The 25,387-nt window shown below is 43.7% G+C and carries 19 protein-coding genes and 9 tRNA genes; 9 read left to right on the forward strand and 19 right to left on the reverse strand.

Features of this window, described 5'->3' with window-relative positions:
- Window positions 1-277: 277 nt before the first annotated feature.
- Entirely contained in the window at window positions 278-1,582 is a 1,305-nt protein-coding gene (locus tag OCT63_RS08880) for a dicarboxylate/amino acid:cation symporter (RefSeq protein WP_161749298.1), read from the forward strand.
- 91 nt (window positions 1,583-1,673) lie between these two features.
- On the opposite strand, the gene OCT63_RS08885 is transcribed toward OCT63_RS08880, so the two are convergent.
- From OCT63_RS08885 to OCT63_RS08895, 3 genes are all read right to left on the reverse strand, one after another.
- The gene (locus OCT63_RS08885; protein ID WP_269983597.1) at window positions 1,674-3,059 is read right to left on the reverse strand and encodes a sensor histidine kinase; all 1,386 of its coding nucleotides are present in this window, start codon (window positions 3,057-3,059) and stop codon (window positions 1,674-1,676) included.
- Window positions 3,056-3,721 (reverse strand): response regulator transcription factor, encoded by a 666-nt coding sequence (locus OCT63_RS08890; protein ID WP_017058226.1) that lies wholly within the window; start codon window positions 3,719-3,721, stop codon window positions 3,056-3,058. Before OCT63_RS08890 ends, OCT63_RS08885 begins: the two co-directional genes overlap by 4 nt.
- 79 nt (window positions 3,722-3,800) lie before the next feature.
- Window positions 3,801-4,274: a LabA-like NYN domain-containing protein gene (locus OCT63_RS08895; protein ID WP_046223538.1), complete on the reverse strand. Its 474-nt coding sequence runs from the start codon at window positions 4,272-4,274 to the stop codon at window positions 3,801-3,803.
- A gap of 248 nt (window positions 4,275-4,522) precedes the next feature.
- Between OCT63_RS08895 and OCT63_RS08900 the strand changes: the two genes are divergently transcribed.
- Window positions 4,523-5,065 (forward strand): DUF4174 domain-containing protein, encoded by a 543-nt coding sequence (locus tag OCT63_RS08900; RefSeq protein ID WP_269983598.1) that lies wholly within the window; start codon window positions 4,523-4,525, stop codon window positions 5,063-5,065.
- Window positions 5,066-5,115: 50 nt separating this feature from the next.
- Here the strand turns inward: OCT63_RS08900 and cobA are convergent, their stop codons facing one another.
- The 6 genes from cobA to OCT63_RS08930 all read right to left on the reverse strand — a co-directional run bounded on the left by cobA (window position 5,116) and on the right by OCT63_RS08930 (window position 10,729).
- Complete coding sequence (cobA, locus tag OCT63_RS08905; RefSeq protein WP_161684455.1) at window positions 5,116-5,892, reverse strand: uroporphyrinogen-III C-methyltransferase; 777 nt, start codon at window positions 5,890-5,892, stop codon at window positions 5,116-5,118.
- 296 nt (window positions 5,893-6,188) lie between these two features.
- Complete coding sequence (locus OCT63_RS08910; protein WP_269983599.1) at window positions 6,189-7,004, reverse strand: formate/nitrite transporter family protein; 816 nt, start codon at window positions 7,002-7,004, stop codon at window positions 6,189-6,191.
- A 132-nt stretch (window positions 7,005-7,136) separates the two neighbouring features.
- Window positions 7,137-7,460: a nitrite reductase small subunit NirD gene (gene nirD, locus OCT63_RS08915; RefSeq protein WP_269983600.1), complete on the reverse strand. Its 324-nt coding sequence runs from the start codon at window positions 7,458-7,460 to the stop codon at window positions 7,137-7,139.
- A gap of 14 nt (window positions 7,461-7,474) precedes the next feature.
- On the reverse strand, window positions 7,475-10,048 hold the full coding sequence (nirB, locus tag OCT63_RS08920) for a nitrite reductase large subunit NirB (RefSeq protein ID WP_269983601.1): 2,574 nt from the start codon (window positions 10,046-10,048) through the stop codon (window positions 7,475-7,477).
- Window positions 10,049-10,504: 456 nt separating this feature from the next.
- Window positions 10,505-10,578: transfer RNA gene (locus OCT63_RS08925), tRNA-Cys, on the reverse strand.
- A 64-nt stretch (window positions 10,579-10,642) separates the two neighbouring features.
- Window positions 10,643-10,729: transfer RNA gene (locus tag OCT63_RS08930), tRNA-Leu, on the reverse strand.
- Window positions 10,730-11,302: 573 nt separating this feature from the next.
- On the opposite strand from OCT63_RS08930, the gene OCT63_RS08935 reads away from it, so the two are divergent.
- From OCT63_RS08935 to OCT63_RS08950, 4 genes are all read left to right on the forward strand, one after another.
- On the forward strand, window positions 11,303-12,934 hold the full coding sequence (locus tag OCT63_RS08935; protein WP_269983602.1) for a methyl-accepting chemotaxis protein: 1,632 nt from the start codon (window positions 11,303-11,305) through the stop codon (window positions 12,932-12,934).
- A gap of 143 nt (window positions 12,935-13,077) precedes the next feature.
- Window positions 13,078-14,307, forward strand: coding sequence for an alanine racemase (gene alr / locus OCT63_RS08940; RefSeq protein ID WP_269983603.1), 1,230 nt, complete (start codon window positions 13,078-13,080; stop codon window positions 14,305-14,307).
- A 243-nt stretch (window positions 14,308-14,550) separates the two neighbouring features.
- Window positions 14,551-15,282, forward strand: coding sequence for an AzlC family ABC transporter permease (locus OCT63_RS08945; RefSeq protein WP_017058217.1), 732 nt, complete (start codon window positions 14,551-14,553; stop codon window positions 15,280-15,282).
- Window positions 15,279-15,587 carry an AzlD family protein gene (locus OCT63_RS08950; RefSeq protein ID WP_017058216.1) on the forward strand — a complete coding sequence of 103 codons (309 nt, stop codon included), beginning with the start codon at window positions 15,279-15,281 and terminating at the stop codon, window positions 15,585-15,587. The genes OCT63_RS08945 and OCT63_RS08950 overlap by 4 nt, the downstream gene beginning before the upstream one ends.
- 244 nt (window positions 15,588-15,831) lie before the next feature.
- Here OCT63_RS08950 and OCT63_RS08955 read toward each other — a convergent pair.
- From OCT63_RS08955 to OCT63_RS08965, 3 genes are all read right to left on the reverse strand, one after another.
- A tRNA-Gly gene (locus OCT63_RS08955) sits at window positions 15,832-15,907 on the reverse strand.
- A 51-nt stretch (window positions 15,908-15,958) separates the two neighbouring features.
- Window positions 15,959-16,032, reverse strand: a tRNA-Cys gene (locus OCT63_RS08960).
- 84 nt (window positions 16,033-16,116) lie between these two features.
- Window positions 16,117-16,203 (reverse strand) — tRNA-Leu (locus tag OCT63_RS08965).
- Window positions 16,204-16,551: 348 nt separating this feature from the next.
- Here OCT63_RS08965 and OCT63_RS08970 point away from each other — a divergent pair.
- On the forward strand, window positions 16,552-17,340 hold the full coding sequence (locus OCT63_RS08970) for a lipase family protein (protein ID WP_269983604.1): 789 nt from the start codon (window positions 16,552-16,554) through the stop codon (window positions 17,338-17,340).
- A gap of 91 nt (window positions 17,341-17,431) precedes the next feature.
- Here the strand turns inward: OCT63_RS08970 and OCT63_RS08975 are convergent, their stop codons facing one another.
- The 7 genes from OCT63_RS08975 to OCT63_RS09005 form a co-directional block, all read right to left on the reverse strand.
- Window positions 17,432-19,321: a methyl-accepting chemotaxis protein gene (locus OCT63_RS08975; RefSeq protein WP_443088547.1), complete on the reverse strand. Its 1,890-nt coding sequence runs from the start codon at window positions 19,319-19,321 to the stop codon at window positions 17,432-17,434.
- Window positions 19,322-19,624: 303 nt separating this feature from the next.
- Window positions 19,625-19,698 (reverse strand) — tRNA-Cys (locus tag OCT63_RS08980).
- A 64-nt stretch (window positions 19,699-19,762) separates the two neighbouring features.
- Window positions 19,763-19,849, reverse strand: a tRNA-Leu gene (locus OCT63_RS08985).
- Window positions 19,850-19,929: 80 nt separating this feature from the next.
- Window positions 19,930-20,005 (reverse strand) — tRNA-Gly (locus OCT63_RS08990).
- Window positions 20,006-20,062: 57 nt separating this feature from the next.
- Window positions 20,063-20,136 (reverse strand) — tRNA-Cys (locus OCT63_RS08995).
- Window positions 20,137-20,333: 197 nt separating this feature from the next.
- The gene (gene viaA, locus OCT63_RS09000) at window positions 20,334-21,779 is read right to left on the reverse strand and encodes an ATPase RavA stimulator ViaA (RefSeq protein WP_060469653.1); all 1,446 of its coding nucleotides are present in this window, start codon (window positions 21,777-21,779) and stop codon (window positions 20,334-20,336) included.
- Between the two features lie 12 nt (window positions 21,780-21,791).
- Window positions 21,792-23,447: an ATPase RavA domain-containing protein gene (locus OCT63_RS09005; protein WP_269983605.1), complete on the reverse strand. Its 1,656-nt coding sequence runs from the start codon at window positions 23,445-23,447 to the stop codon at window positions 21,792-21,794.
- Window positions 23,448-23,734: 287 nt separating this feature from the next.
- Here OCT63_RS09005 and OCT63_RS09010 point away from each other — a divergent pair, with 287 nt between their 5' ends.
- Window positions 23,735-24,250 carry an NUDIX hydrolase gene (locus OCT63_RS09010; RefSeq protein ID WP_269983606.1) on the forward strand — a complete coding sequence of 172 codons (516 nt, stop codon included), beginning with the start codon at window positions 23,735-23,737 and terminating at the stop codon, window positions 24,248-24,250.
- A 40-nt stretch (window positions 24,251-24,290) separates the two neighbouring features.
- Window positions 24,291-25,295 carry a low-specificity L-threonine aldolase gene (ltaE, locus tag OCT63_RS09015; protein WP_269983607.1) on the forward strand — a complete coding sequence of 335 codons (1,005 nt, stop codon included), beginning with the start codon at window positions 24,291-24,293 and terminating at the stop codon, window positions 25,293-25,295.
- The last annotated feature ends 92 nt before the right edge of the window (window positions 25,296-25,387 follow it).

A 25,387-nucleotide genomic window follows, 5' to 3' on the forward strand; every position in this document is an offset into this window, starting at 1 on the left:
GAATAACGTCGATTTAACGAACATTATTTCATCAATAATCCGGTTGTCTTATTTATTACCTTTCAAGCTCCTTAATTTGTGTATAAAACTCTCGATAAATGTAATTAAACAGTGAATAACTTTGCTTTAATTTGTTTAATTTATAGATTTATCAGTGATTTTGATCACATCTAGAATCCCAAGGCGATTTTTTGTTTTTCGATTTCTTTAACAGGCTGATAATCTCCTGCTCACTTTGAAAAGGTGTCAAAGTTATCAATAATAAGGAGTGTTCTAAATGAATACCAAGAAACCTATGTCTCTGACTGGACGAGTTATTCTCGGTATGGTCGCAGGTATATTGACGGGATTTGCCATTCAATCCCTTTTTGCAGAAAGTGGATTTGTCAACAATTACATCGTTAACGGACTCTTTGAAGTTGGCGGACAGATATTCGTCGCCAGTTTAAAAATGCTTGTTGTGCCGCTAGTCTTCGTTTCACTAGTGTGCGGTACGAGCTCTCTTAAAGATTTATCAACTCTTGGCCGTATGGGTGGCAAAACACTTGCACTTTATATCGGTACAACAGCCGTTGCTATTACCCTTGCACTCACTATCGGTAACCTGTTCCAACCTGGAGCTGGTGCGGATCTTACTGCAGCAAGTTCTTTCAAATCAACGGATGCCCCTTCTTTGGGCCAAGTGATTATCGACATGTTCCCTACCAACCCTATCCAGGCAATGGCTGAAGGGAAAACGTTGCAAGTTATCGTATTTGCTGTGTTGTTTGGTATTGCTATCAGTGCGGCGGGTAAACCTGGTGAACGTATTGCTGCGGTTTTTTCTGACTTGAACGAAGTTATCATGAAGCTTGTCGCACTACTAATGAACCTAGCGCCTTACGGTGTTTTCTTCTTAATGGCGAAACTGTTCTCTAGCCTTGGCTTAAGCGCAATTTGGAACCTAGCGGAATACTTCTTAGTTCTGGCTGGTACCCTACTGTTGCACGGTTTGGTTACCTACAGTGCAATGCTTAAAGGATTCACAGGTTTAAGCCCAATCACCTTCTTACGTAAGATGGAAGATGCGATCATGTTTGCGTTTTCAACGGCCTCTTCGAACGCAACGATTCCAGTTACAATGGAAACAGCGAAGAACCGCATGGGCGTAGATAATAAAGTTGCTTCGTTCACAGTACCACTAGGTGCGACTGTAAACATGGACGGTACAGCTATCATGCAGGGTGTGGCTACTGCATTTATCGCGCAAGCGTACAACATTGACTTGACGATGGGTGACTACCTAATGGTTATCCTAACGGCGACATTAGCGTCTGTTGGTACAGCGGGTGTTCCTGGTGTTGGTCTTGTTATGCTGGCGATGGTATTGAACCAAGTAGGCCTACCACTGGAAGGTATCGCGCTTATCATGGGTGTTGACCGTCTTCTTGACATGATTCGCACCGCAGTAAACATCACTGGAGATAGTGCCGTAACTATCATTGTGGCTAAGTCTGAAGGTTCTTTTGACGAAGCTCGCTTCAATGACCCGGCTGCTGGTGAGAAAGAAGAAGAAGTTAAGCTAACACGTCAACAGGCATAATCTAGCTTATCTGTCGCTCTTACCTTCAAGCTAAAGCGTATAAACTAAAACGCCACTGCAGATGCAGTGGCGTTTTTATTAAGTGGTAGATTCAATTAATAGCGGGAAACATCAGATTTACTCGAAGTCCCCCACTTTCTCTATTCTCAGCAGTAACATAGCCATTCATCACACCCACCGCTTCCTTAACAATCGCAAGCCCTAAGCCATAACCACCAGACTGTTTATCTCGGGCTGATTCAATACGCGTGAACGGGTCGAAGATACCTGAAATCTTGTTATCAGGAATGCCATCACCGTCATCTTCTACAGATATGACACTGTAACGTCTGTCTGCTAATAGTTCATATGTAGTAACGACAATATGAGCATTCTCTCCTGCGTATTTAATCGCGTTACCAACCAAGTTACCAACGACTCGAAGAAGAAGTCTCTCGTCAACATTAACCATTGATGTCGGCGTTTCTAAATCGCCGACTAAGGTTTGATTCGGCTTTAGGTCGCTTTGCATTTGCGCGATAAGCATCGAACAGTAATGCTCAAGATGCATCAAGCTTAACTTAGGGTCATAACGAGACGTTTCTAAACGGCTGAATTCAAGGATTTCTCCCACTAGCTTGTTCATCTCTTCCGTTTCACTTTCGAGTCGTTCAAGCAAACCGACGCTCTTGTCGTCAACCTTGCTTCGCAATAAATGTAATGCGAGATTTTGCCTTGCCAATGGCGTTCTAAGCTCATGTGACACATCACGGATCAAACGACGCTGCTTTTCAGCCAATGACTTTATCTCGAACGTCATATGATCAAAATCATGGGCTAATTCGTTAAATTCACGTGTGGTTGAATCGAGCTCAGACACAACACTCACCGAAAAGTCCCCTTGCGCTAACCTTCGACTGGCTTCCCTTAGGCGATCGAGAGGTTGCTGTAGACTCTTCGCCATAATAATCGAGAACAGTGTCAACACGATAAGAGCAATCAAAGCTTTAATTAGATAAGAATAAGGTGCAAAAGATTTGGCGGGGTGGAACTGGTGCGGCAATTGGATAACCAAGGTATTTCCGTTATTAAGCGGTAGACCAAATATAGGCTTGCTCACACGGTCACTCAGTTGGTGATCCAAAGTTCGTAGATATTGAAGCTTGAATTCAAAGTGCGGATGCATGTGTCGGTGCGTAATCGGTTGGTTATCTTTATCAATCACAAACAAGTAATACTCTTGAGCGTTCCCCCAATCGGCTAACTCATCCATATCACCTTCTTCAATCAACACATTGGCTTGATAGGCAAGGTCAAGCATTTCAGCTTTAACGGATTCAGGGACTTTCAAAAGCGCTTTCATCAGCGCTCTTTCAGCCACGCCTTGAAGGATGAGTATACTAACCAGAATGACTGTCAAGTAACTGAATAGTTGGAACGTTAAGCCATCCTTACGCTTAGCTATATAGTCTGGGCAGCGCAGTAACTTAGCGCTCATGCTCCAACTGACTCTAGATAACTGTATCCTTTACCACGCACCGTTTTAATATGTTGTTTTGATAAGCCAGCCTGAACCAATTTCCGTCGTATATTACTGATATGCATATCTAAGTTACGATCGAACGGACACAGCTCCTTCTTGAGCACATGGATTTGTAAATCTGATTTTGATACGACGATCCCATCGTGTTTAATGAGGTAGTCAAGTAGGTCTTTTTCTGTGCCGGTTAATGGCAAACGAGAGAACTGTTCGCACAAGCCACGATCGGACGAAGCCAAAGACTGTCTCTGACGTTCAAACCCAACGCGGCGCAAGATCACCTTAATACGGGTTAAGAGTTCAGGAACATTGAAAGGTTTAGCTATGTACTGGTCGGCACCCGCTTGATAGCCATCGAGCATAGATGCGTCATCATTAAGCGCAGTTAACATAAGAATAGGAGTAGCAAAACGCTGACAAATGCGTCTTGCCACTTGAATACCGCTTAGGTTTGGAAGCATTACATCGAGTAAAACCAAATCGACAGGATGCGATTGAATAAACTCAAGCGCGGACTCTCCGCAATGAACAGTATCAACGTGATACCCCTCATTTTCTAACACTTCACCCAATAGCTCACACAACTGAATATCATCATCAACAACTAAAACGCGCGACATCACTCAAACCAATAAATAATAATAGTTTGCATTCTAATAATCGTTATTATTGATTTCAATTATAAATGTGAGATTTACTCTATAATAAAAAATCTTTTTCAATCGGAACAAATTTTGAGGCAGAGTCGATAAGGTTTTGCGCGGTTAGCCCAGGAACTCCATATACTTCAACCGGTTTGCCAAAACGTTCTTTGATTCGCTCTACAAGGATTTCGAAATCACCGTCGCCAGAGACCAAAACAATCGTATCAACCGTTTCTGCAAGCTCTATAGCATCTAACGCAATACCCACATCCCAATCTCCTTTTGCACTGCCATCTCGGCGCTGAATAAATGGTTTTAGCTTCACATTAAAACCAACACCACGGAGGATATGGTGAAATTGACGCTGTTTAGGATCTTGGCTAGAGATTGCGTAAGCATTCGCTGTAACAACGTTACGCCCTTCCGTGGCAACATACCAAAACTGGTTATAGTCGAAGTTAGAACGATATTTGTCACGAGTGGTGTAGTAAACGTTTTGAACGTCGACCAGAATTGCTATGTTTTCCATAAATTCATACCTTTAGATTTTCCGTATACCCTATTCTATTCAATGAGGAAATGCGAGTCGCTTTATTTAAAAAAAAATGAACCCTTTAGCTAGCGTCAACGTAAATCTAAGCATCTTCAACGTAAACCTAACTATGCTTAATGTAGGTCGATTTGTTCCCCAGTTACCCGGAATTATTCTTCGCATAACTACATTCACGTTTCAATCAAATCGTACTCAGGCTCAGTGTTATTAAAGGGAGGTTGGCCATGCTACACCGACAAACACATAAACCGTGTGTAAGCCTCAACACAGCCAGATCGGCACAAACAAGCGATAACTCAAACGTTTGCTCTGATTTACTTAAGTTTCTCACCATCAGCATGATACTGATAATGAGCTTAACCATCAGCTCAGCACTCGCCTATCCAGCGAGTTCTCACACCAATTCATTACCACACCGCAGTGTGATTTATTTCGCACCAAAAGAAGATTCAGTGGTTAAAGAGTTTCTCAATGAAGTGTTGATCAATAACTGTCAATTAGACGAACGAGATGTCGTCATCATGGTAATAGCAGAGAGCGGTTACACTGTGCCTACTTGGCTAGAAGAAGAGTTTAACTTAGATGCCGTAACCCGTATTTATGAGATACCTAAAGGTTCACACACCGCTGTGTTGATAGGTAAAGACGGTAAAGAGAAATACAGATGGAGTGGTAAAACAGATTGGCAGAAAATCACCAATATCATTGACGAAATGCCAATGCGCCAACGAGAAATGCAGCGACAAAGTAGTCGCTGCAGTATTTGATTCTTGATTTATTCACTGGCTGATTGTTTATCGGCTTTGAGGTTACGTCGTTAAACTTGCGTGTTAAACCAAGCTAATTTTTCATGAAGTTGAGCCACGCTGCCGACAACAATCAACGCAGGACTTTTTGCAACGCCAGCAAGGTTCGCTAAATCACTCAATCCACCTCGGAACACTTTCTGTTCTTGGCGTGTACCATTTTCAATAATCGCAACGGGCATGTCTGCTCGCATACCGTTATCCAATAAGTTTTTCTGAATGTTCGGGCTCTCTTTCAGACCCATGTAAAACACGATCGTGTGATTGTGCTGAGCAAGCGAGCGCCAATCAATATCTTCACCATCTTTCTTTAGATGTCCAGTAATGAATTGGACGCTTTGTGCGTGATCTCGATGTGTTAGTGGAATGCCCGCGTAAGCCGTCGCGCCTGCTGCGGCGGTGATTCCGGGTACCACTTCAAACCTGACGCCATGCTCCGCTAGGGTTTCACACTCTTCACCTCCACGACCAAAGATAAACGAGTCACCACCTTTCAGGCGAACCACATGCTTATTTTCTTGCGCTTTAGTCACGAGCAGTTGGTTGATCTGATCTTGTGGTACACAGTGATGGTCGAGCTTTTTTCCCACATACAGCATTTCTGCATCGGAGTTGGCCATTGCCAAAATATCTTTAGATACCAAGCGGTCATAAACGACCACGTCAGCCTGTTGAATAACACGTGCCGCTTTTAGGGTAAGTAAATCTGGGTCACCAGGGCCAGCCCCTACTAATGAAACCAATCCTTTGGTTACTTCTTTAACATTCGATGACGATACTTCTGACATGCTGTGCTCCGAAGGTTTGCTTGTTTTTTCTCAAGCTTCAATCTATGTGGTAAGTCACTGTATTTGTGATGACTTATCCAAATCCTTAACCCTTAGACTATCAGGTGTTGAATTAAATATTCTGTCTAAATACTAACGAAGATAGAAGTAATTATAACAAAACAATCTATTGCAGGTATTTTGCTCAATAACAATCAACACATTAATAGTGCTTAAAACGTTCGAACAAAAAAGCCCCAAACAATTTGTTGGGGCTTTCAATCCTCAGACTAAATTACGTTTCACCGTATTCAGATTTACTTAGCACCTAGAGAAGGAGCCGTTTTAGCGTGAGTTAGGTATAGAGGAACACACGTTAACAGTAGGCCACCAACGATGTTACCAAGAATGGTAGGGATAAGGTTGAAGTTCAACCATGTCGCGATACCAAAGTCAGCGCCTAGAATCATACCCAATGGGAATAGGAACATATTGACTACTGTATGCTCGAATACTAGCGCGAAGAAGATGAAGATAGGAAACCACATCATTGCTACACGGCCAGACACTGTACGTGCTGTTATGTTACCAATCACACCTAGACATACCATGAGGTTACAGAAGATACCGCGTACGAAACACGTGATCCACCCGTCCAGACCCATGTTTTCAAAACCTAAGCTACGAGCTGTTGAAACCGCAATGAATTTTTGGGCGACTGCATTTGGATCTAAAGAGAAGTTACCTGTCAATGAGATAGCAATCAGTACGGCAACGATGAGAGAGCCGATAAGGTTACCAAGGCCAACAATACCCCAACAACGTAAAACACGCCCCCAAGTCACGCCTGGGCGGTTATCAAACTTAGCTAAAGGGGCAAGGCCAAATACGCCAGTTACTAGGTCGTAACCCATCACACTTAGAATCACAAAACCCACTGGGAACACAAGTGCGCCAACAGTGCCGATGCCTGTTTGTACAATAGTCGTGATTGCCACAACGACAGCAAGCGAGAGAATGATACCAGCCATAGTGCTTCGAATCAGAAGATCACGAGTACTTGTTTTCGTTTTTGCTTCACCCACATCGATCATCGTTTGAACGAATTCAGCGGGTTTAAAATCAGTAGACATAAGGTTGTCCTTAAAAAGTTAAAATTGGATAGGAAAAGGCTCTAGTTGCCGAGTTAAGGCAATATCGAGAGCTAGAACCCTTGAACTATCAAATCTTGCTAACTAACTATGTATGTATAAGATTCCAATTAACTACGCAGAGATTTCTACAGCGCCTTTAGTAACACGAGCTTTGTACGCTTTTACGTTGAAGTTTTCGTCTTCCATGCACGTACCTGTTGCTAGGTTAAAGCGTTGCTTCTTAAGCGGACTTGCCACCCAAAGTTCTTCTTTGTGCTCTACAATCAAACCACGTGATAACACATTTGATTGGAAGAAAGGGTCTGTGTTGCTAATCGCGAATACTTCATCAGCCTTAGTTGGGCGGAAGACAGCCACTTGCTCACCACCAACCAACGCACAAACACCGGTACCTGGAATAATATCTTCGATCTTACAAACTTTGGTAAATGCCATGATGTCTTCTCCCGTTACACAGTTTCTACGTGAATGATGTCGCCTTGATGCCTTGAAGTAATGGCTTCAGAATATTTCTCAGTGAATGTCGCTGGACGGTGTTGTTCACGGCCATCGTCAACAAACACAACGTTTTCATCACGTTCGTCAGCATTGATGAAGTGTGCAAAGCGTTGAAGTTGAGCTTCATCGTTGAGTGTATCTGTCCACTCACAAGCAAAGTTATCAACCAAGCCTGCAATGTCAGTTTCAAGCTGGTCATTGATGCCAAGCTTGTTGTCTACAATCACTTCACGTAGGTAATCAACGCCGCCTTCTAGGTTGTCCATCCATACCGATGTACGTTGTAATGGCGCAGCCGTGCGGATGTAAAACATCATGAAACGATCGATATACTTGATCAGCGTTTCTTGGTTTAGGTCACTTGCCAGTAAGTCTGCGTGACGAGGCTTCATACCACCGTTGCCACACACGTACATGTTCCAACCCGCGTCAGTCGCGATAATACCTAAGTCTTTACCTTGAGCTTCTGCACATTCACGAGTACAACCAGACACACCAAACTTCATCTTATGAGGAGTACGGATGCCTTTGTAACGGTTCTCGATCATCACGCCTAGGCCAACTGAATCTTGAACGCCGTAACGACACCAAGTAGAACCTACACATGTCTTCGCCATACGAAGTGCTTTTGCGTAAGCCTGACCCGTTTCGTAGCCTGCAGCGATTAACTTCTTCCAGATTGCTGGTAAGTCATCTTTCTGAGCACCGAATAGACCGATACGCTGTGCGCCCGTGATCTTGGTGTACAGATTGTATTCAGCCGCCACATCAGCAAGAACGCTTAACGCTTGAGGCGTTACTTCACCACCCGCCATACGAGGGATAACAGAATAAGTACCGTCTTTTTGCATGTTACCTAGGAAGTTATCGTTGGTATCGTGCAGCTTCACTAGTTCAGGCTTAAGGATGTGTTCACCCCAGCAAGAAGCAAGGATAGAACCCGCTAGAGGCTTACATACTTCACAGCCGTAGCCTTTACCATACTTCTCAAGTAGCTCGTCGAATGTTTTGATTTCTTCAATACGAATCAGGTGGAAAAGCTCTTGGCGAGAGTAAGCAAAGTGCTCACACACGTCGTTCTTCACTTCTACACCAGCTTTAGCAAGTTCAGCGTTTAGTACTGAAGTCACCAGTGGTATACAACCACCACAGCCCGTACCCGCACCCGTTACTGCTTTGATATCACCGATGGTGTGATGACCTTCAGCAACCGCTTGAGCGATCTTGCCTTTAGTCACATCAAAACAAGAACAGATAACTGCAGATTCAGGAAGCGAGTCCGCGCCAAGTGTTGGCTTTTCAGCGCCAGCGTGAGCAGGAAGAATCAATACATCAGGGTGTTCTGGTAGGTCGATTTCGTTCAGCATAAGCTGTAAAAGATCGCCGTAGTCAGACGTATCACCAACCATTACCGCACCAAGCAGTTTCTTGTTGTCTTCAGAAACAATTAGGCGTTTGTAAACTTCTGATTCTTCGTTTTGGTAAACGTAGCTCTTACAACCAGGAGTACGGCCATTTGCGTCACCGATAGAACCCACTTTCACGCCAAGAAGCTTCAGCTTCGCAGACATGTCAGCACCTTCAAATGTGCTTTCATTGCCAACAACGTGGTCAACAGCAACTGTCGCCATTTTGTAACCAGGAGCAACAAGGCCGTAGAACGTTTGGTTCCAAGACGCACACTCACCGATAGCGTAGATGTCTTTATCAGTCGTTTGACAGTGATCGTTAATCTCGATACCGCCACGAGGCGCGATACCCAAACCCATTTGACGAGCAAGTTTGTCTTGTGGGCGGATACCAGCAGAGAATACGATGAAATCAGTGTCTAGCTCGGTACCGTCTGCAAAACGCATCACGTTACGAGCTTCAGTGCCTTCAGGAGCAATCTCAAGCGTGTTTTTGCTTGTATGTACGTTTACGCCCATACGTTCGATTTTTTGACGAAGTTGGTTGCCACCTGCTTGGTCAAGCTGCTCAGCCATTAGCTTAGGAGCAAACTCAACAACGTGTGTTGTCACGCCAAGCGCTTTCAGTGCGCCCGCCGCTTCAAGGCCAAGCAAACCACCACCAACAACAACACCCGACTTAGAGTTCTTAGCCGTTGCTTCAATCGCTTTTAAGTCTTCAATAGTGCGGTACACGAAACAGTCTTTGCCTTCGTTGCCTTTAATTGGCGGTACGAACGGGAAAGAACCGGTAGCAAGGATGAGTTTGTCGTATTGGATTTCACGACCAGTGCTTGAGTAAACGGTTTTCTTTTCACGGTTAACGTTGATAGCACGTTCGCCGATCAGCATGGTGATGCCGTGTTTCTCGTAAAAGCCTTCTTTAACTAGAGAAAGTTCGTCCGCAGTGTGGTGTGAAAAATAAGAAGAAAGGTGTACACGATCATAGGCTACACGAGGCTCTTCACAGAACACCGTGATATCCATGTTAGCCACATCTGTCTTCTCGACTAAATCTTTGATATAGCGATGGCCAACCATCCCATTACCGATTACGACTAGCTTCATCTTGCTCATAAGAATTCCTGAAGGTTATATATTTCTTAACTGAGCGAATAATGAATTATGAAAGAAAATGAAAATATGATGTAAATCAATTACGAAATCGAACTACCCAAAAGGGGTAGAACAAAAGAGGTAGAAGTCGCTGCCCTTTCATTATCCATAACGAATAACCATAGATATGACAAGGTTTAAGGGCGGTTTATCGTCACTTTGATGTACGACAGAGTGCGTTGTAATATTTCATAATAGACTAGTAACAACAAAAATAAATAACAATCATTTTCATTTATAACGATAAGATATGTAATAACGGATGAAAGCGTTACAGAATCATGAGTAACTGTATATAAATGTGAAGAACTTATCGACTTAGACAAACAAGCGTAGAACGATGATAGAAAACGAAAATATATCAAATTGCAGATAGCAAAAAGGCCAGCATTTTAGCTGACCTTTCACTTTGAATAATGGAGGCGCCTCCCGGAGTCGAACCGAGGTCCACGGATTTGCAATCCGCTGCATAGCCACTCTGCCAAGGCGCCTTCAATAGTGTTTTAAGAGAACAACTCTTTTGAATACTACCTAGAGAGGTAACAATCAAATAGATGGTGCCCCGGGCCGGACTTGAACCGGCACAACGCGAACGTCGAGGGATTTTAAATCCCTTGTGTCTACCAATTCCACCACCAGGGCACGCAATTCTTTATTGCGATAATCGGCACCATAGTCTAAACAGACTTACATCCAATTTTCGTAAGATTACTTTCTCTAGGGCCATTGCCTGAGAACGAGATGCACTTTAACTGATTAAAGTAATGAGTCAATAATAAATTTATTTATTTTATTCAACCGGTTATAAAACAATCTAACCAACGATCTTTCAATCTCACATAGAACAAGAATAACGCAAGAAGCATCAATACGTATATGGCTCACAAACGTTGTTCGTAAAGCAACCAGTTAGCATTGATTTTCAAAAAAAACATTCACTGTCTTAACTCCCCCCTTAATAATTAAGGCCCTTAGCCTGACACTCATTCTTACCAAACATTAGAACTCACTACTGACAAATCCATAACTAGTATAATCAAACTCTTACAAAATCATTGACATTTTTTATTTTCATTTGAAGCTCAATTCATTATCGAAAATATCAGTAATAAATGGTACGTTACATCCGTTGCAGTAATTTAATGGACAAATATCACATATAGGGAAGTGGTTTACTTTGGCGACACAACATAAGACCAACAAGGTATATCACCAATGTCTATCAAGAACCTTTCTATAGCGAAAAAGATATCGCTATCATTTTTACTTATTGCCATTGTCAACATTGCGTTTGGCGTATTTTTATCTACAGAGCTCAAAAGTATTAAAACTGAACTATTAAATTATACTGATGATACTCTGCCTGCAATGGAAAGAGTAGACGCTATTCGAGATCACATGTCTCTCTGGCGCCGTACTCAATTTGCGACTTATACCTATGAAGATGCTGACAAAATCAGAAATAAAATCGCCAGTAACATTCGCGAACGCGAGAAAATCAGTCAAGACCTACACGCTTACGGTGAGACAATTTGGCCAGGTGAAGAGCAACAAACTTACCAGCGTCTTATGCGTCAGTGGAAACAGTATTTGGTCACTATGGACCAATACAACGAAGCAATGATAGCCAACGACAAAAGCAAGGCCCAACCAATCTTGGCCAATTCATTATCTTCGTTTCAAGCGGTTGAATCTGAGCTAGGCGAACTGATCCGACTGCTTAAAAATGCCATGGATAGCAATAAAACTCGAATCCTTTCTTCTGTAAACGGATTAAGCAATTCATCGATCGCGAGCAATGTAATTATTCTATTGCTTATGGTTGGCATGACGTATGCCCTAACACTGTTGATTTGCGGCCCACTCAAACTTGTTGTTGAGCAAGCAAACGCGATCGCAACCGGTGACTTATCAAGCGATATTGACCGTAAAGCGATAGGCAATGATGAACTTGGTGAGCTAGCTGATGCAACCACGAAGATGCAAGACGATTTACGACAAGTAATCGACAACGTTATTTCAGCTGTGACTCAGTTAAGTAGCGCAGTAGAAGAAATGAACCAAATCTCTGATATTTCGGCATCAGGGATGAAAGACCAACAGATGCAAATCACGCACGTTGCAACTGCAATGACAGAAATGAAAGCAGCGGTAGCCGACGTAGCACGTAACACTGAAGATTCAGCGAACCATGCTAACGAAGCAAACCGTCGCACACAGCACGGCGTTCGTGAAACTCAAAGCATGGTTGACTCGATTCAAGAAGTTTCAAACGTTATTGGTGCTGCTGGGGATACTGTGGCGGAACTAGAACAGCAATCGAACAAAATTAACGTTATCGTAGATGTTATTCGCGACATTGCCGATCAAACTAACCTACTTGCGCTTAACGCTGCAATTGAGGCTGCACGCGCTGGTGAATCTGGTCGTGGCTTTGCGGTGGTTGCGGACGAGGTTCGAACACTTGCTGGTCGTACACAAGATTCAACCAGTGAAATCACTGCGATCATTGAACAGCTCCAATCGCTTGCGAAAGACGCAAAATCTGCCACAGAACTTTCTAGAAGCAGCATTTCAGAATGTGCAGATCAAGGAGTTCAATCGAAACAACTGATGAGCGACATTGAGCACTCTATTTCTGACATCTCAGACATGGGTAGCCAAATCGCGACCGCTTGTAACCAACAGGACTCAGTTGCAGAAGAGCTTAACCGAAGCATTGAAAATATACATTTGGCCTCTCAAGAAGTATCACAAGGTTCAGATCAAACCGCTCAAGCTTGCCGCGAGCTAAGCCAGCTGTCTATTTCTCTTAAAGATGTGATGGGTCGCTTCAAACTAAGTTAATCCGACTCTAGGTTAATCTAACACTAGGTTAAATCACGCTCCTCAAAAAACGCTCCAAATAACCACTTGGAGCGTTTTACTTCGTCAGGTATTCTCCTAAAAGAATCAATAACATAACCAATAAAAATGCGTACGGAGACTTTATGCACTTAAATAAAACCTTACTAGCACTTACCATCGCCGCGGCAACTTTTGCGCCAGCGATGCAAGCAACAGCAGCCCCTCTTCAGATCACCAATGCCGCAGTAAAAGCAGAGCAAGTTCAAGGTGCTAACGCTTGGTTAGAAGTAAACTTGAGTCAGTTCCAAGAAAATATTGAACAGTTTAAATCACACATGGATGACAAAACAAAAATATGCGCAGTGATGAAAGCCGACGCCTACGGCAATGGCATCGCCGGTCTCATGCCGACCATCATAGAACAGAACATCCCATGTGTTGCGATCGCAAGTAATGCAGAAGCGAAAACCGTTCGTGATAGTGGCTTTAAAGGTCAACTTATGCGTGTACGCTCTGCTGACATTGGTGAAATTGAAGCGGCAATCGACCTCAATGTCGAAGAGCTTATTGGCAGTACTGAGCAAGCGAAAGCATTGTCTAAGTTAGCAGAAAAAACCGATAAAGAAGTTAAGATTCACCTTGCTCTAAACGACGGCGGTATGGGGCGAAATGGCGTGGATATGACAACCGAAGAAGGTCAACAAGAAGCGCTAGAGATCGCTCAACAAAATGGCGTTAACATTGTCGGTATTATGACTCACTTTCCAAACTACAATGCGGACGATGTTCGTCAAAAGTTAGCTTCATTTAAAAACAGCTCAGCATGGCTTATTAAAGAAGCGGATCTAAAGCGTGAAGACATTTTATTGCACGTTGCAAACTCTTATACCGCGCTTAATGTTCCAGAAGCACAACTTGATATGGTTCGTCCAGGTGGCGTTTTATATGGTGATTTACCAACCAACCCAGAATACCCATCAATCGTCTCTTTCAAAACACGCATCGCATCACTTCACCATCTACCAAAGAATAGTACTGTCGGCTACGACAGCAGTTACAAGACAAGTAAAGAGAGCTTAATGGCGAATATTCCTGTTGGCTACTCTGACGGTTACCCGAGAAAAATGGGCAATACAGCAGAAGTACTCATCAATGGCCAACGCGCTAAGGTTACGGGTGTGGCTTCAATGAACACTACCATGGTTGATGTCTCCGATATCAAAGATGTCGCTCCGGGCTCCGAAGTTGTGCTATTCGGTTCTCAGCAAGGCAAGACCATTTCCGCTGCGGAAATTGAAAATAACTCACAAGTGATCTTCCCTGAGCTATACACTATTTGGGGCACTGCAAACCCTCGTGTATATGTAAAGTAAACTAATTCGATATTCCTAACAGAATTATAAAGCGAGCCTCGTGCTCGCTTTATAATTTAATGGTTTGGCCATATTATTGATTAAATTAGGCTTTCAAGATTCTATCTTCGCTAACGCTTATGTGTTTTCATCTGCGACATAACGTTTGAAAGCCTATCCAATTGATGTTAAACATGCAGTTCACAAAATAACAACAAGATCCTTCCATGGCTCTGCCCTTTTGCCTGCTGGCTAGGAACCTCTATGACAGAAAATACTCAACACCTTCAACGCTCCTCAACTGAATTACACGAATTTACACGAATCGACGTCTGGAACGGCTTCACCCAACTTTTGCCTCTCTCTATGTTTGTGATCGTTTTTGGCCTCGCATTCGGTGTTGCAGCAGCACAAACAGGGCTGGATGAGTTTCCAACTATGTTAATGAGCACTCTCGTTTTTGCAGGTGCTTCACAGTTTGCTACGTTGGATATGTGGGGAGCAGAAGTGCCCCTTATTCCAGTTCTTATTACCGTGTTTGCGATCAATGCTCGCCACCTTTTGATGGGGGCCACGCTATATCCTTGGTTACGTCAACTCCCACCGGCAAAACGATATGGTGTGATGTTGGTAGCTTCGGACGCAAACTGGGCAATGGCACTCAATGCATTTGGGAGGAAAGAGCCGGGATTTGGCTTGCTCGTTGGTGGTGGTTTAGCACTTTGGTCATTTTGGATTATTGGCACTTGGGTTGGAATTTACTTTGGTAGCGCAATCCAAGATCCTGTGAGTCTTGGGCTCGATATGGTTATGGGCTGTTTTTTACTTTCCATGGTGGTAGTCGGGCCTAAAAGCTTAAGAATTTTTGCTATTTGGACGACTGCAGCAGCGTCTTCAATGCTGGCGTATTGGTATTTACCAGAAAATAGCCATGTTGTAGTTGGTGCTATCTCTGGCGGAGTTTTGGGTGCTTGTTGGAAGGAGAAAAAAGCATGAATATCGAGACGAGCGTAGGTGGAACACTACTGATAATCATCGCAATGGCATTAGTCACGCTTATCACCCGCTGGGGTGGTGTGTATGTCATGTCGTTTGTTCCAATTAGCGAACGTATTCAACGTTTCATCAGTGCGATGTCAGGTTCTGTATTAGTTGCCCTTCTAGCACCTCTTGCAGTAGAAGGTGACAACGGCGCTAGAGCGGCACTCTTTTCGACAGCTGTCGTCATGTTCATCGTCAAAAAGCCTCTACCAGCAATCGCAGCAGGCATCATTGCCGCGGCGGCAATGCGATCTTTTTAGTTGTTGTCATTACTACGGAACTCCCTCAAATAACGAAGCCACAGCTAAGCCTTGGTAACATCTTTCGATACTATCAAGGCTTACCCAATACCTAAAACACCTGAAAGTGACTGATATAAATCAAGTGATAAATCATTGAAGAGAGATAAATTTATTAATCTTCAGATACAAAAAAACCAGCTTTCGCTGGTTTTAGTTAATGCTTTTAGCATCAAGATATCGTAATTACCATATCTGAATAGTTTGGAGCGATACATCGGGTTCGAACCGATGACCTCAACCTTGGCAAGGTTGCGCTCTACCAACTGAGCTAGTATCGCAATTTTATTCTTCGTACTTACCTCTTCTTGTAAACAAAGAGTAAGAGAGAATGGAGGCGCCTCCCGGAGTCGAACCGAGGTCCACGGATTTGCAATCCGCTGCATAGCCACTCTGCCAAGGCGCCTTTATCAACATAACAATATATTGAAGTGTTTAAAGAGAACAACTCTTCGTTCATCACTCTACTCAAAAGTAGAAGCTAGATAGATGGTGCCCCGGGCCGGACTTGAACCGGCACAGCGCGAACGCCGAGGGATTTTAAATCCCTTGTGTCTACCAATTCCACCACCAGGGCAACGCAATCTTGCGATGCCGATTACTGAAAAGTAAAACACCATCTCTCTGCGACCTAAGCCGTGAGAACGAGATGTACTTTAACGGATGAAAAAAATTCGTCAACAATAAGTTTTATCTTTTAATTCAAATGATTAATTATCACTCTCCAAAGAATAAATTTGATTCAGATTGTACGGTTTTTATACGCCACTCTCTGGTTTAACAGTGTAATTGACTAACCATGATTAGCTTTAGCGACTGCGGCCTATTTCGGCTTTTCTGTAATGAATCAAACAAATGGTGTTTTCATGTGCTTTTCACATTCAACAACTAAAGTTTTAAGTAACTCTTATTAAGAAGTAAAAATGTGAAACCATTAAAACGATACCAATATGAGCGCTACGCCGTTCTCTGTAACCTCGCCTACCCCCGAGTTTTCAAGCAAACTCGTTATGGTTTCGACCCTAATGGACAACGCATCATAAAGAACCAGTTTGGCAAAACCATGATTCGCGTGTTGTGGAGCAGCGACAAAGATGAAGTGGTTGTGGTTATCAAAGGATCGCACAGCATCTCAGATTGGTTACTGACTTTTGCTCTATGGACAAGAAGTTGCAAAAGAATTGGGCTCAATTATCGTGTTCATGCAGGTTTCTATCATCTAATGTTTCAAGAAAGCCAACCAAACAGGAATGAAGATAAGCTCGGCTTGACGGTAATCGAACGATTGGAAACGACGCTCATCCCTCTTTTAGAACAAGGCAAAAGAATCTCCATTACGGGTCACTCTTCCGGTGGAGCGATTGGTTGCGTGTTTGCCGACTACTTTGACCAAAAATACCCAGGTTGCATCAAACGAATCGTGACCTTTGGACAACCTGCGATTGGTGACTGGAGTTTTCGAAAGCACTATCGTTTGCGTAGGAAAACCTACCGCATCTGTTGTGACATCGACATCGTGACCTTCATGCCGCCCGTACCTTTACTGTATTGGCATGTAGGAAAGGTACTTTGGCTCTACAACGGCAAAATCTATGAGAATACGCCAACCTTTATTCGTCTTGGACGATCTATTTTTAGCTGGTTGATACGACCTTTCTCTTATCACTTGATGAGCAAATATATCCGCAATAAGGATTTCTTTGACCAACACTGAGCATCTCTTAACTCGAATAAAGAAAGAGCACAGACTTATTACAGCCTGTGCTCTTTTTAGTATCGAACTTATGTTGATGCTTATTTATCTATTAAAGCTTAAACCGTGACAACTCTTGCTTCAAATCGCTGGCTAAGTGGCTGAGCTGATCCGCTTGTGAAACAGCATCAGTTGCGTCCAACGCCATAACATCACTCACTTCACGCACAGACTCAGTATTGGTATTAATTTCCGCGGTAACCAGTGATTGCTCTTCAGCAGCAGAAGCGATCTGAGTCGCCATGTCGCTGATCATCTGAATCGCTTCACGGATTTGAGCCAAGCTCTCTCCCGCCATGTCTACATCGTATACGCTTGTCTTCGCCATATCATGACTTTGTGTCATCACTTTCACCGCACCATTGGTCGCTTGCTGCAAACGCTTGATCTTGTCTTCGATCTCTTCTGTTGAAGCATGAGTGCGTTGAGAAAGCACTCGAACCTCATCCGCAACCACAGCAAAACCACGACCTTGTTCGCCAGCTCTAGCGGCTTCAATCGCTGCATTGAGCGCTAGTAAATTCGTTTGCTCAGCAATTTCACGTATTGTTGCCAAAATAGACGCAATTTGCTGACCGTGTTCTTCCAACTCACTAATAATAGATACAGCACTGGTTAGCTCGGTTGCAAGCTCGTTGATAGAAGATTGACTCTTGGCCATTTGTTGGAAGCCTTGCTCGCTCAATTCAACAGAGTGAGTCGCACTTTTGGCTGTGTTATCAGCGTTAGCAGCAATTTCAGAGGTCGCCGTCGCCATCTCAGTCACTGCGGTTGCCACCATGGTGATTTCGTCTTGCTGCCTGCTTACGCTATCACTACGCTTCAATGCGCTGCTATTGGCGTGTTCTGCACCATTGTTCATTGCAGTTGAAACTTGGGTGACGTTTGTCATCATTCCATGAAGTCGGTCTACGAACACATTAAACTTATCGGCGAGTTGCCCTACTTCGTCTTTGCTCGATACTTGGAGGCGCTTCGTTAAATCACCTTCGCCTTCAGCAATATCCGCCAAAGCTTCACTTACTCGCCCTAACTCCACCAGCTGTCGAGCAACAAACCAAGACGTTGCTACCGCCATCACGATCAATACAATCAAGCCTGTTGTAACTTGGCTCACTAACATATCGAACAGTGGTTGCTCCAATACATCTTTATCCATTTCAATCACAAGCAACCAGTCGGTGCCATTGATTGGTTCCGCCATGATCACGCGTTCGTTACCATCAACTTGAGTAAAGATCGTCGTTAGACTCTGCGCAGCGTTGTTTAAACCAGAAACACTGAGTTCGGGTGCGATCTCATTAACTTGTTTAAGAATGAACTCTTTGTTTTGGTGCGCAACGACCGTACCTTCTTTATCAATGAGAATCGCACGTCCATTTCCTGGAACCTGAATCGCCAATACGTCTTTAATCAGCTTATCTAACGCAAGGTTTGAAGCGGCAACACCAATAATAGAGCCGTTTTCAGTGACAGGGTCAGTAAGTGTTACCACTAACGCTTGCATTGTGACGCTAACATACGGCTTTGTTGTGACGGCTTTATTCTGAGCCAAAGTCTCTTTATACCAACCTCGGACTCTTGGGTCATAGCCCGCTTTATTAAGCGAAGGATCATGACGAAACATCTCCCCCTCTTTATTACCGTAATAACTCAATCCAAAGCCACCAGATACAAGGGTTTGACGCAAATGAGGGACAATATCTAATGATGGATTAAGTTGCACTTGCTGTTTTAAGCCATGCACGGCTTGTTTCTTATCATGGAACCAATCACTGATCCCTTTCGCGTGTGCTTGCAATGTATTGCGGCTCTCGCTTTCTATCGCTTGCCAGCTGTTGTTTTGAAAGGTTTTATAACCCATAAAAAGAAGAATGGCAGATGTCACTGCAATCGCCAAAACGACAGAGAAAACCATTTTCCTCTTTAGACTAAATTGCATATTAAGAACCTCTTATAGAGCAATTAAAGAAATATAGAGAAGAACACTATCACTCATACGCATGTTTTAATCAGGGGTATCCCATAAAAAAATGAAACAAATTGAGCATTATGTTTAATTGTGACTTCGATTTATTTACCGGTTTATCAACGACAGATGAATTGTAGATTTAATCGAAGATAACTCAGGGTAGAAGGTGTGACGTGATGCAAAGCAAATTGTTTAAGAAAAAATCGTGACTCAAAAACGGGGGAAGCCAGAAACGAAAAAAACCAGCCACAAGGACTGGTTTCTTCTAAATGGTGGAGGCGCCTCCCGGAGTCGAACCGAGGTCCACGGATTTGCAATCCGCTGCATAGCCACTCTGCCAAGGCGCCTTCAATAGTGTTTTAAGAGAACAACTCTTTTGAATACTACCTAGAGAGGTAACATTCAAATAGATGGTGCCCCGGGCCGGACTTGAACCGGCACAACGCGATCGTCGAGGGATTTTAAATCCCTTGTGTCTACCAATTCCACCACCAGGGCACGCAATTCTTTATTGCGATGCCGATTACTGAAAAGTAAAACACCATCTTAATGTCAAAATGAATCGACATTACAAAATTTGGAGCGATACATCGGGTTCGAACCGATGACCTCAACCTTGGCAAGGTTGCGCTCTACCAACTGAGCTAGTATCGCAATGTCATTCTTCTTGCTTATCCCTTCTTGTAAACAACAAGAATAAGTAGGAGAGAATGGAGGCGCCTCCCGGAATCGAACCGAGGTCCACGGATTTGCAATCCGCTGCATAGCCACTCTGCCAAGGCGCCTTTAATTCAACGCTTTAAGGGCTTAGATTAGCCACACCGCTGCATTCGGGTGCTTACTTTACGGATTGAAGGGCGATAGTCAAACAAAAAAGTGAATTTAAACTTCGCTTGCTGATATTTAAATCAAATTGCTGCATGTTCGATCTCTTTAGTCAAAAAATACACAGCAAAATAGGCCAAATTAAAGTGTTTTTGCACTACCACTTCTTCATAAAACGACCAACCAAGCTCGGGTGATACGCCCAACAATGATCAAACATCGTCATAAGTTGAGGGTTGCCGTATTTAGAAAGACTCACCGCATGGAAACGGTTTTTGTGCGCTTTAAGTTTCTCGACTTGAGCAATCATCTCATCAGACTGCTTAGGCGCGATAAAGTCAGAAAGTACAATCAAATCAGCATTCTTATATTTATCGCCCATCATCAAATCAATCGACTTCATCAGAACAGGCTCTAGATCCGTACCACCGTGGAATGAGTAACTTAAAAAGTCACTCGCTTCGCGCAAGCCATCTTGTCGAGTCAATTCATAAGTAATGTGTTCTGAAGAGAACAAAATCACGTAACAGTCTCTCTCTTCCGCGAGCGCGATTTGCATCAAGGCATACGCCATTGCTTTGGCTGATTGCTCTGGGAAGCCACTCATTGAGCCAGACGCGTCCACACAAACGATGAATGGACCTTTTTCAATATCGACGTTCTTGCTATCTGGCTTTTGCGCCTTCACTTTGCGTAACGTACGAGACTTCCCTTGCGAACGGTAGCTCAATAAACGCTTGTCAGCCAAGTGCTTATAGAAGATAACTTCAAGCTCAGGGTAAGCTAAAAACATGGTTTCGTTTGGCAGCATTTTATTGAGGTCATCGCTCTCGTGAATCCCTACAATGTCATCAACCGCTTCATCGCTTTTCTCTTCCACCATTTGCAGTTCTTCTACAGGGGCTTTGTGCAACGAAGGATCATCTTCCTCACCAGCCATACGGCCAAGCTTTTCGGCGATCTCTTGAAGACCTTTATGCTTATTTAAAAACTCGGCATGGCGCTTCATTACGGTTAAGTCAGTTTTACTCAACTTAGCCGATGCCATATCCCACAAGCGCCCCACACTGCCTTCATCACCAGACTCCGTCACTTTATCCATGTTTTTCATGGTTTCCATGCGCTGGTATAGATCGGCTAAGACTTTCTCTTTGCTGGTTTCAAGTTCGGTAACTTGCGCTTGCTTGATCGCGTCGGACAGTGATTGATACCACTGGTCGCAGAAATAGTGCGGGAACATCGCATTGTAAACGCCCTTATTGTGTTCCATTAGGCGTCTAGCTTGAAGATAAAACGCTGAGTGCCACTCCAATTTTTTGATGACACTGTCAATTTCATCAAAAAACTGGGACTCATCCCAGTGGATCACTTCTTGGTAAAGTGCGATTTCTTCTTGGAATCGATCAGTTTCACACACCTTAGTGACGCGTTTTTTCACTTTGCCGCGCCATTTAACCAAGTGGTTTTTTACCGACGTTTTCACGCCTTTGTTCTCAGCGGCCATCATGACCTGAGAACGAGCGATGAGATCATTCATCGCGGTATCTATGATGCCTGAGTCAGCAACCATTAAAGCAAGGTTTAAGCCGTCTGCTCCTAACATACTTGTCTCCCCTTACTCGAAGTACTGGCTCATGAACTTGATGCGTTGAGCGATCTTGCTGCTTTTCACCTTAGTGGTTTCCAAATCTTGTGTGACCGCTTGTAAGCTTGATTCCATCGCTTTAGGGAGCTCCGGGTCAATGTAGTTATGAGGCAGTACATCATGGAATTCAGTGCGGACTCGTTTCAACTTAAACTCAGCTTCGGTTAACTGCTCTAACACTCTCTCTGCGCCAGTCAGCCACTTGTTGTAAAGATCTTGGTTTAAACCATCAGAGGTAACCACACTCACCAATACTGAACGATTCGCGATATCTTTGATGACCAATTGGTTCGATGCATCAAGATCCAGCTTCAAGCGACACAGATTCTTGTTTTCGTTTACGTAACCGTAAATATCCCCATGGCCTTCTTTTAGCACACGGTCAAAATCGTCTTTGGCTACGTATACCCAGCGGCTATCGCCTTTCTCAGATTCAGAAACTGACATGTTGCTTTGCAGCAGAACCAGTTTCACTAAGTTGTACGCGTTACCAACACTGTACATCTTCGCGTTCTTGATATCGTTTTGGTAAACGCCTTTACGCAGCAAGCCACTGGTAGACTCCATTGACAGCGACACTGACAATGTCGATTCAACGTCATCTTGAATCTCTTCTAGCTCTTCACGGGACATTTCGATTTGTGCTTTTGACTCTTGCTGATCGAACGCACGGTTCAATGCAAAGTCTTTTACCACGCTACGAACCACATCACGTGATTCGGGGCTGTGCCATAAACAATCTTGCAGAAGCATAATATCCAGAGGGTTTACGCTGTCTCGACCACTAAAGAAGGCGCTCGCTTTCAATAGTTTAACGGCTTTCTTCCAACGCCTATCTGATACATACAAATCAGATTCTGATGCTGAACCTTGCTTCTTAACTGTTTCCTCAAGCATGGTTTTCAGTTCATACAGCTTGTTAAACGAGTTATCGGTCAGCTCTAGCTTGTCGAGCTCTTTCTGCCACTGGTGGTATTCAATATCAGTAATCGCCAAACCTTTTGGAATCACAGCCTCTTGAGATGTGCCAGTCGTCAGCATCGATTTGAAGTTTTGTTTGTTTTGAATACGGTTTACAAACACGCGAACCAACATACGGTCATAAAGCGCTTCTAAGCCGCTGTCTTCGTCTGGAAGTTCATTCGATGCAGATACCAACAAGCGCATCGGTACACGCTCAATGTCACTGCCGTTCTTAAATGTTTTTTCGTTAACCACAGTTAGAAGTGTGTTCAGGATTGCAGGACCTGCTTTCCAGATCTCATCAAGGAACACTACTTGTGCGGTTGGTAGATAGCCTTCGGTCAGTCGTACATAGCGACCGTTGTCTTTTAATTCTTGGATACTTAACGGGCCGAATACTTCCTCTGGCGTAGAGAAACGTGTCATCAAGTATTCGAAATAGCTACTGTTGTCAAAAGCTTGGATCAGGCGTTTAGCGATAAGACTTTTTGCGATGCCTGGAGGGCCTAATAGGAATACACTTTCGCCGGCGAGAGCCGCGAGTAAACAGAGCTTAATCGTGTCTTCTCTTTCATAGACACCATCTGAGAGAGCATGCGCTAATTTATTGATTCTTTCAGAGAGTAGCGCTTTGTCAGCATGTGAGGAAATAGAAGGGTTCATGCGTTACTCCGAAAATCTTTGAACTGTTGAGAGTGTAGATACGTTTTTATACATTTGTTAGCACTTTGTTACAAGTGCATTTTATTATTGAGTTGCATTTATATCAGATGGTTAGGGGCGTAATTTTGATGTAATCATAGATTCCAAATATGAGAGTAACATCACGAACGGCGTGAAACGAAACCTATTACTAAGCTCAATTTTTCTTTTATTTTCGACACCATAGACGTTATGGTAGTGCACGTCTTCAGTTATCGAAAAATTGGCAAGGAATGTGGCCAGACTGCATGAGTAAAGTTATCCATCAATGGAAAAGTATTTCTCTTATTGAAGAGAACGTGACGCTCCCTACGAACGTCGTGGTAAAACATACCACAATCAGCCACCCTGGCGCGGCCGTTATTCTTCCTATCACTTCGTCTGGAAAGATTATCCTCATTAATCAGTTTCGTCCTTCTCTTAAAAAATGGCTTCTAGAGTTACCTGCGGGCACCATGGAAAATGATGAGACACCTCTTCAATGCGCTCAACGCGAACTGGAAGAAGAAACCGGTTACAGTGCAACTTCCTTTCAAAGCTTGGGGCAAGTTACGCCTTTGGCTGGCTTCTGTGATGAGATACAACATCTATTCGTCGCGAAAGACCTTAGCCTCACTACCCGCTTTGAGTGTGACGAAGATGAAGTCATAGAAGTAATCGAGCTAAGCTTAGAAGAACTGCATGGCAAAATACGACACGACCAAATCACTGATGCCAAAACTATCGCTTGTTTAAGTAAAGCCCAACTATGTGGTTATCTATAGCCAATTATATGACTACCTAAAGTACTCAAGGAGAGAAAACATGGACTTTCGTTCTGATACCGTAACTAAACCTTCACAAGCTATGCGTGATGCAATGGCAAACGCAGAAGTAGGTGATGATGTTTATGGCGACGACCCAACCGTAAACGAACTTGAGCAGTGGGCAGCCAACGAAACGGGCTTTGAAGCCGCTATGTTCACCTCTTCAGGTACGCAAGCCAACCTACTCGGGTTAATGGCGCACTGTGAACGTGGTGACGAATACCTTTGTGGCCAACAAGCGCACAACTACAAGTACGAAGCTGGCGGCGCTGCGGTACTAGGTTCGATTCAACCTCAGCCAATCGAGAACAACCCTGACGGTACATTAGATTTCAAAAAGCTCGCTGCTGCGATTAAACCAAACGACAGCCACTTCGCCCGCACTAAGCTTTTAAGCCTAGAAAACACGATTAATGGCAAAGTACTGCCGATGTCTTACTTAGCCGAAGCTCGTGAGTTCGTAAACCAACACGGCCTACAAATGCACCTAGATGGCGCGCGCGTATACAACGCAGCAGTGGCGCTGGATGTTCACATCAAGGAAATCGCACAATACTTTGATTCGATGACGATCTGTCTATCGAAAGGTTTGGGCGCTCCGATTGGTTCCCTCCTACTTGGTAGCAAAGAGTACATCGCTAAAGCACGTCGACTACGTAAAATGGTCGGTGGCGGTATGCGTCAAGCCGGCATCCTTGCTGCTGCAGGTAAAATGGCGCTGACCGAGAACGTTGCTCAACTTAAAGCTGACCACGACAATGCAAAAAATCTAGCGATTGGTTTAAACGAGCTAGAAGGCTTCTCGGTTAACCCTGATTTCATCCAAACTAACATTGTGTTTGCTAAATTAGATGAGTCTGTTGATATCAACCGTATCGCACGAGAGTTAGGTGAAAAAGGCATTACGATGTCACCAGGGAACCCTATTCGTTTTGTTACCCACCGAGACATTAGCGCAGAAGACATTGCTACTTTCCTAACAACATTAGAAAGCGCGCTTTAGCTTTAACTCTCAACGAGCTTACCGTCTATTCCAATTACTATTTGAGCTTCCCCTAAAGGGAAGCTTTATTGTTATGTTTTTCTGGCGTAAGA

It is taken from the genome of Vibrio sp. RW, from assembly GCF_027587105.1.
Lineage (GTDB): Bacteria > Pseudomonadota > Gammaproteobacteria > Enterobacterales > Vibrionaceae > Vibrio > Vibrio toranzoniae.

Coding starts and splice junctions, on each gene's coding strand:
- OCT63_RS08880 (WP_161749298.1), top strand. CDS start 278: ATGAATACCAAGAAACCTATGTCTCTGACTGGACGAGTTATTCTCGGT.
- OCT63_RS08885 (WP_269983597.1), bottom strand. CDS start 3,059: ATGAGCGCTAAGTTACTGCGCTGCCCAGACTATATAGCTAAGCGTAAG.
- OCT63_RS08890 (WP_017058226.1), bottom strand. CDS start 3,721: ATGTCGCGCGTTTTAGTTGTTGATGATGATATTCAGTTGTGTGAGCTA.
- OCT63_RS08895 (WP_046223538.1), bottom strand. CDS start 4,274: ATGGAAAACATAGCAATTCTGGTCGACGTTCAAAACGTTTACTACACC.
- OCT63_RS08900 (WP_269983598.1), top strand. CDS start 4,523: ATGCTACACCGACAAACACATAAACCGTGTGTAAGCCTCAACACAGCC.
- cobA (WP_161684455.1), bottom strand. CDS start 5,892: ATGTCAGAAGTATCGTCATCGAATGTTAAAGAAGTAACCAAAGGATTG.
- OCT63_RS08910 (WP_269983599.1), bottom strand. CDS start 7,004: ATGTCTACTGATTTTAAACCCGCTGAATTCGTTCAAACGATGATCGAT.
- nirD (WP_269983600.1), bottom strand. CDS start 7,460: ATGGCATTTACCAAAGTTTGTAAGATCGAAGATATTATTCCAGGTACC.
- nirB (WP_269983601.1), bottom strand. CDS start 10,048: ATGAGCAAGATGAAGCTAGTCGTAATCGGTAATGGGATGGTTGGCCAT.
- OCT63_RS08935 (WP_269983602.1), top strand. CDS start 11,303: ATGTCTATCAAGAACCTTTCTATAGCGAAAAAGATATCGCTATCATTT.
- alr (WP_269983603.1), top strand. CDS start 13,078: ATGCACTTAAATAAAACCTTACTAGCACTTACCATCGCCGCGGCAACT.
- OCT63_RS08945 (WP_017058217.1), top strand. CDS start 14,551: ATGACAGAAAATACTCAACACCTTCAACGCTCCTCAACTGAATTACAC.
- OCT63_RS08950 (WP_017058216.1), top strand. CDS start 15,279: ATGAATATCGAGACGAGCGTAGGTGGAACACTACTGATAATCATCGCA.
- OCT63_RS08975 (WP_443088547.1), bottom strand. CDS start 19,321: ATGCAATTTAGTCTAAAGAGGAAAATGGTTTTCTCTGTCGTTTTGGCG.
- viaA (WP_060469653.1), bottom strand. CDS start 21,779: ATGTTAGGAGCAGACGGCTTAAACCTTGCTTTAATGGTTGCTGACTCA.
- OCT63_RS09005 (WP_269983605.1), bottom strand. CDS start 23,447: ATGAACCCTTCTATTTCCTCACATGCTGACAAAGCGCTACTCTCTGAA.
- OCT63_RS09010 (WP_269983606.1), top strand. CDS start 23,735: ATGAGTAAAGTTATCCATCAATGGAAAAGTATTTCTCTTATTGAAGAG.
- ltaE (WP_269983607.1), top strand. CDS start 24,291: ATGGACTTTCGTTCTGATACCGTAACTAAACCTTCACAAGCTATGCGT.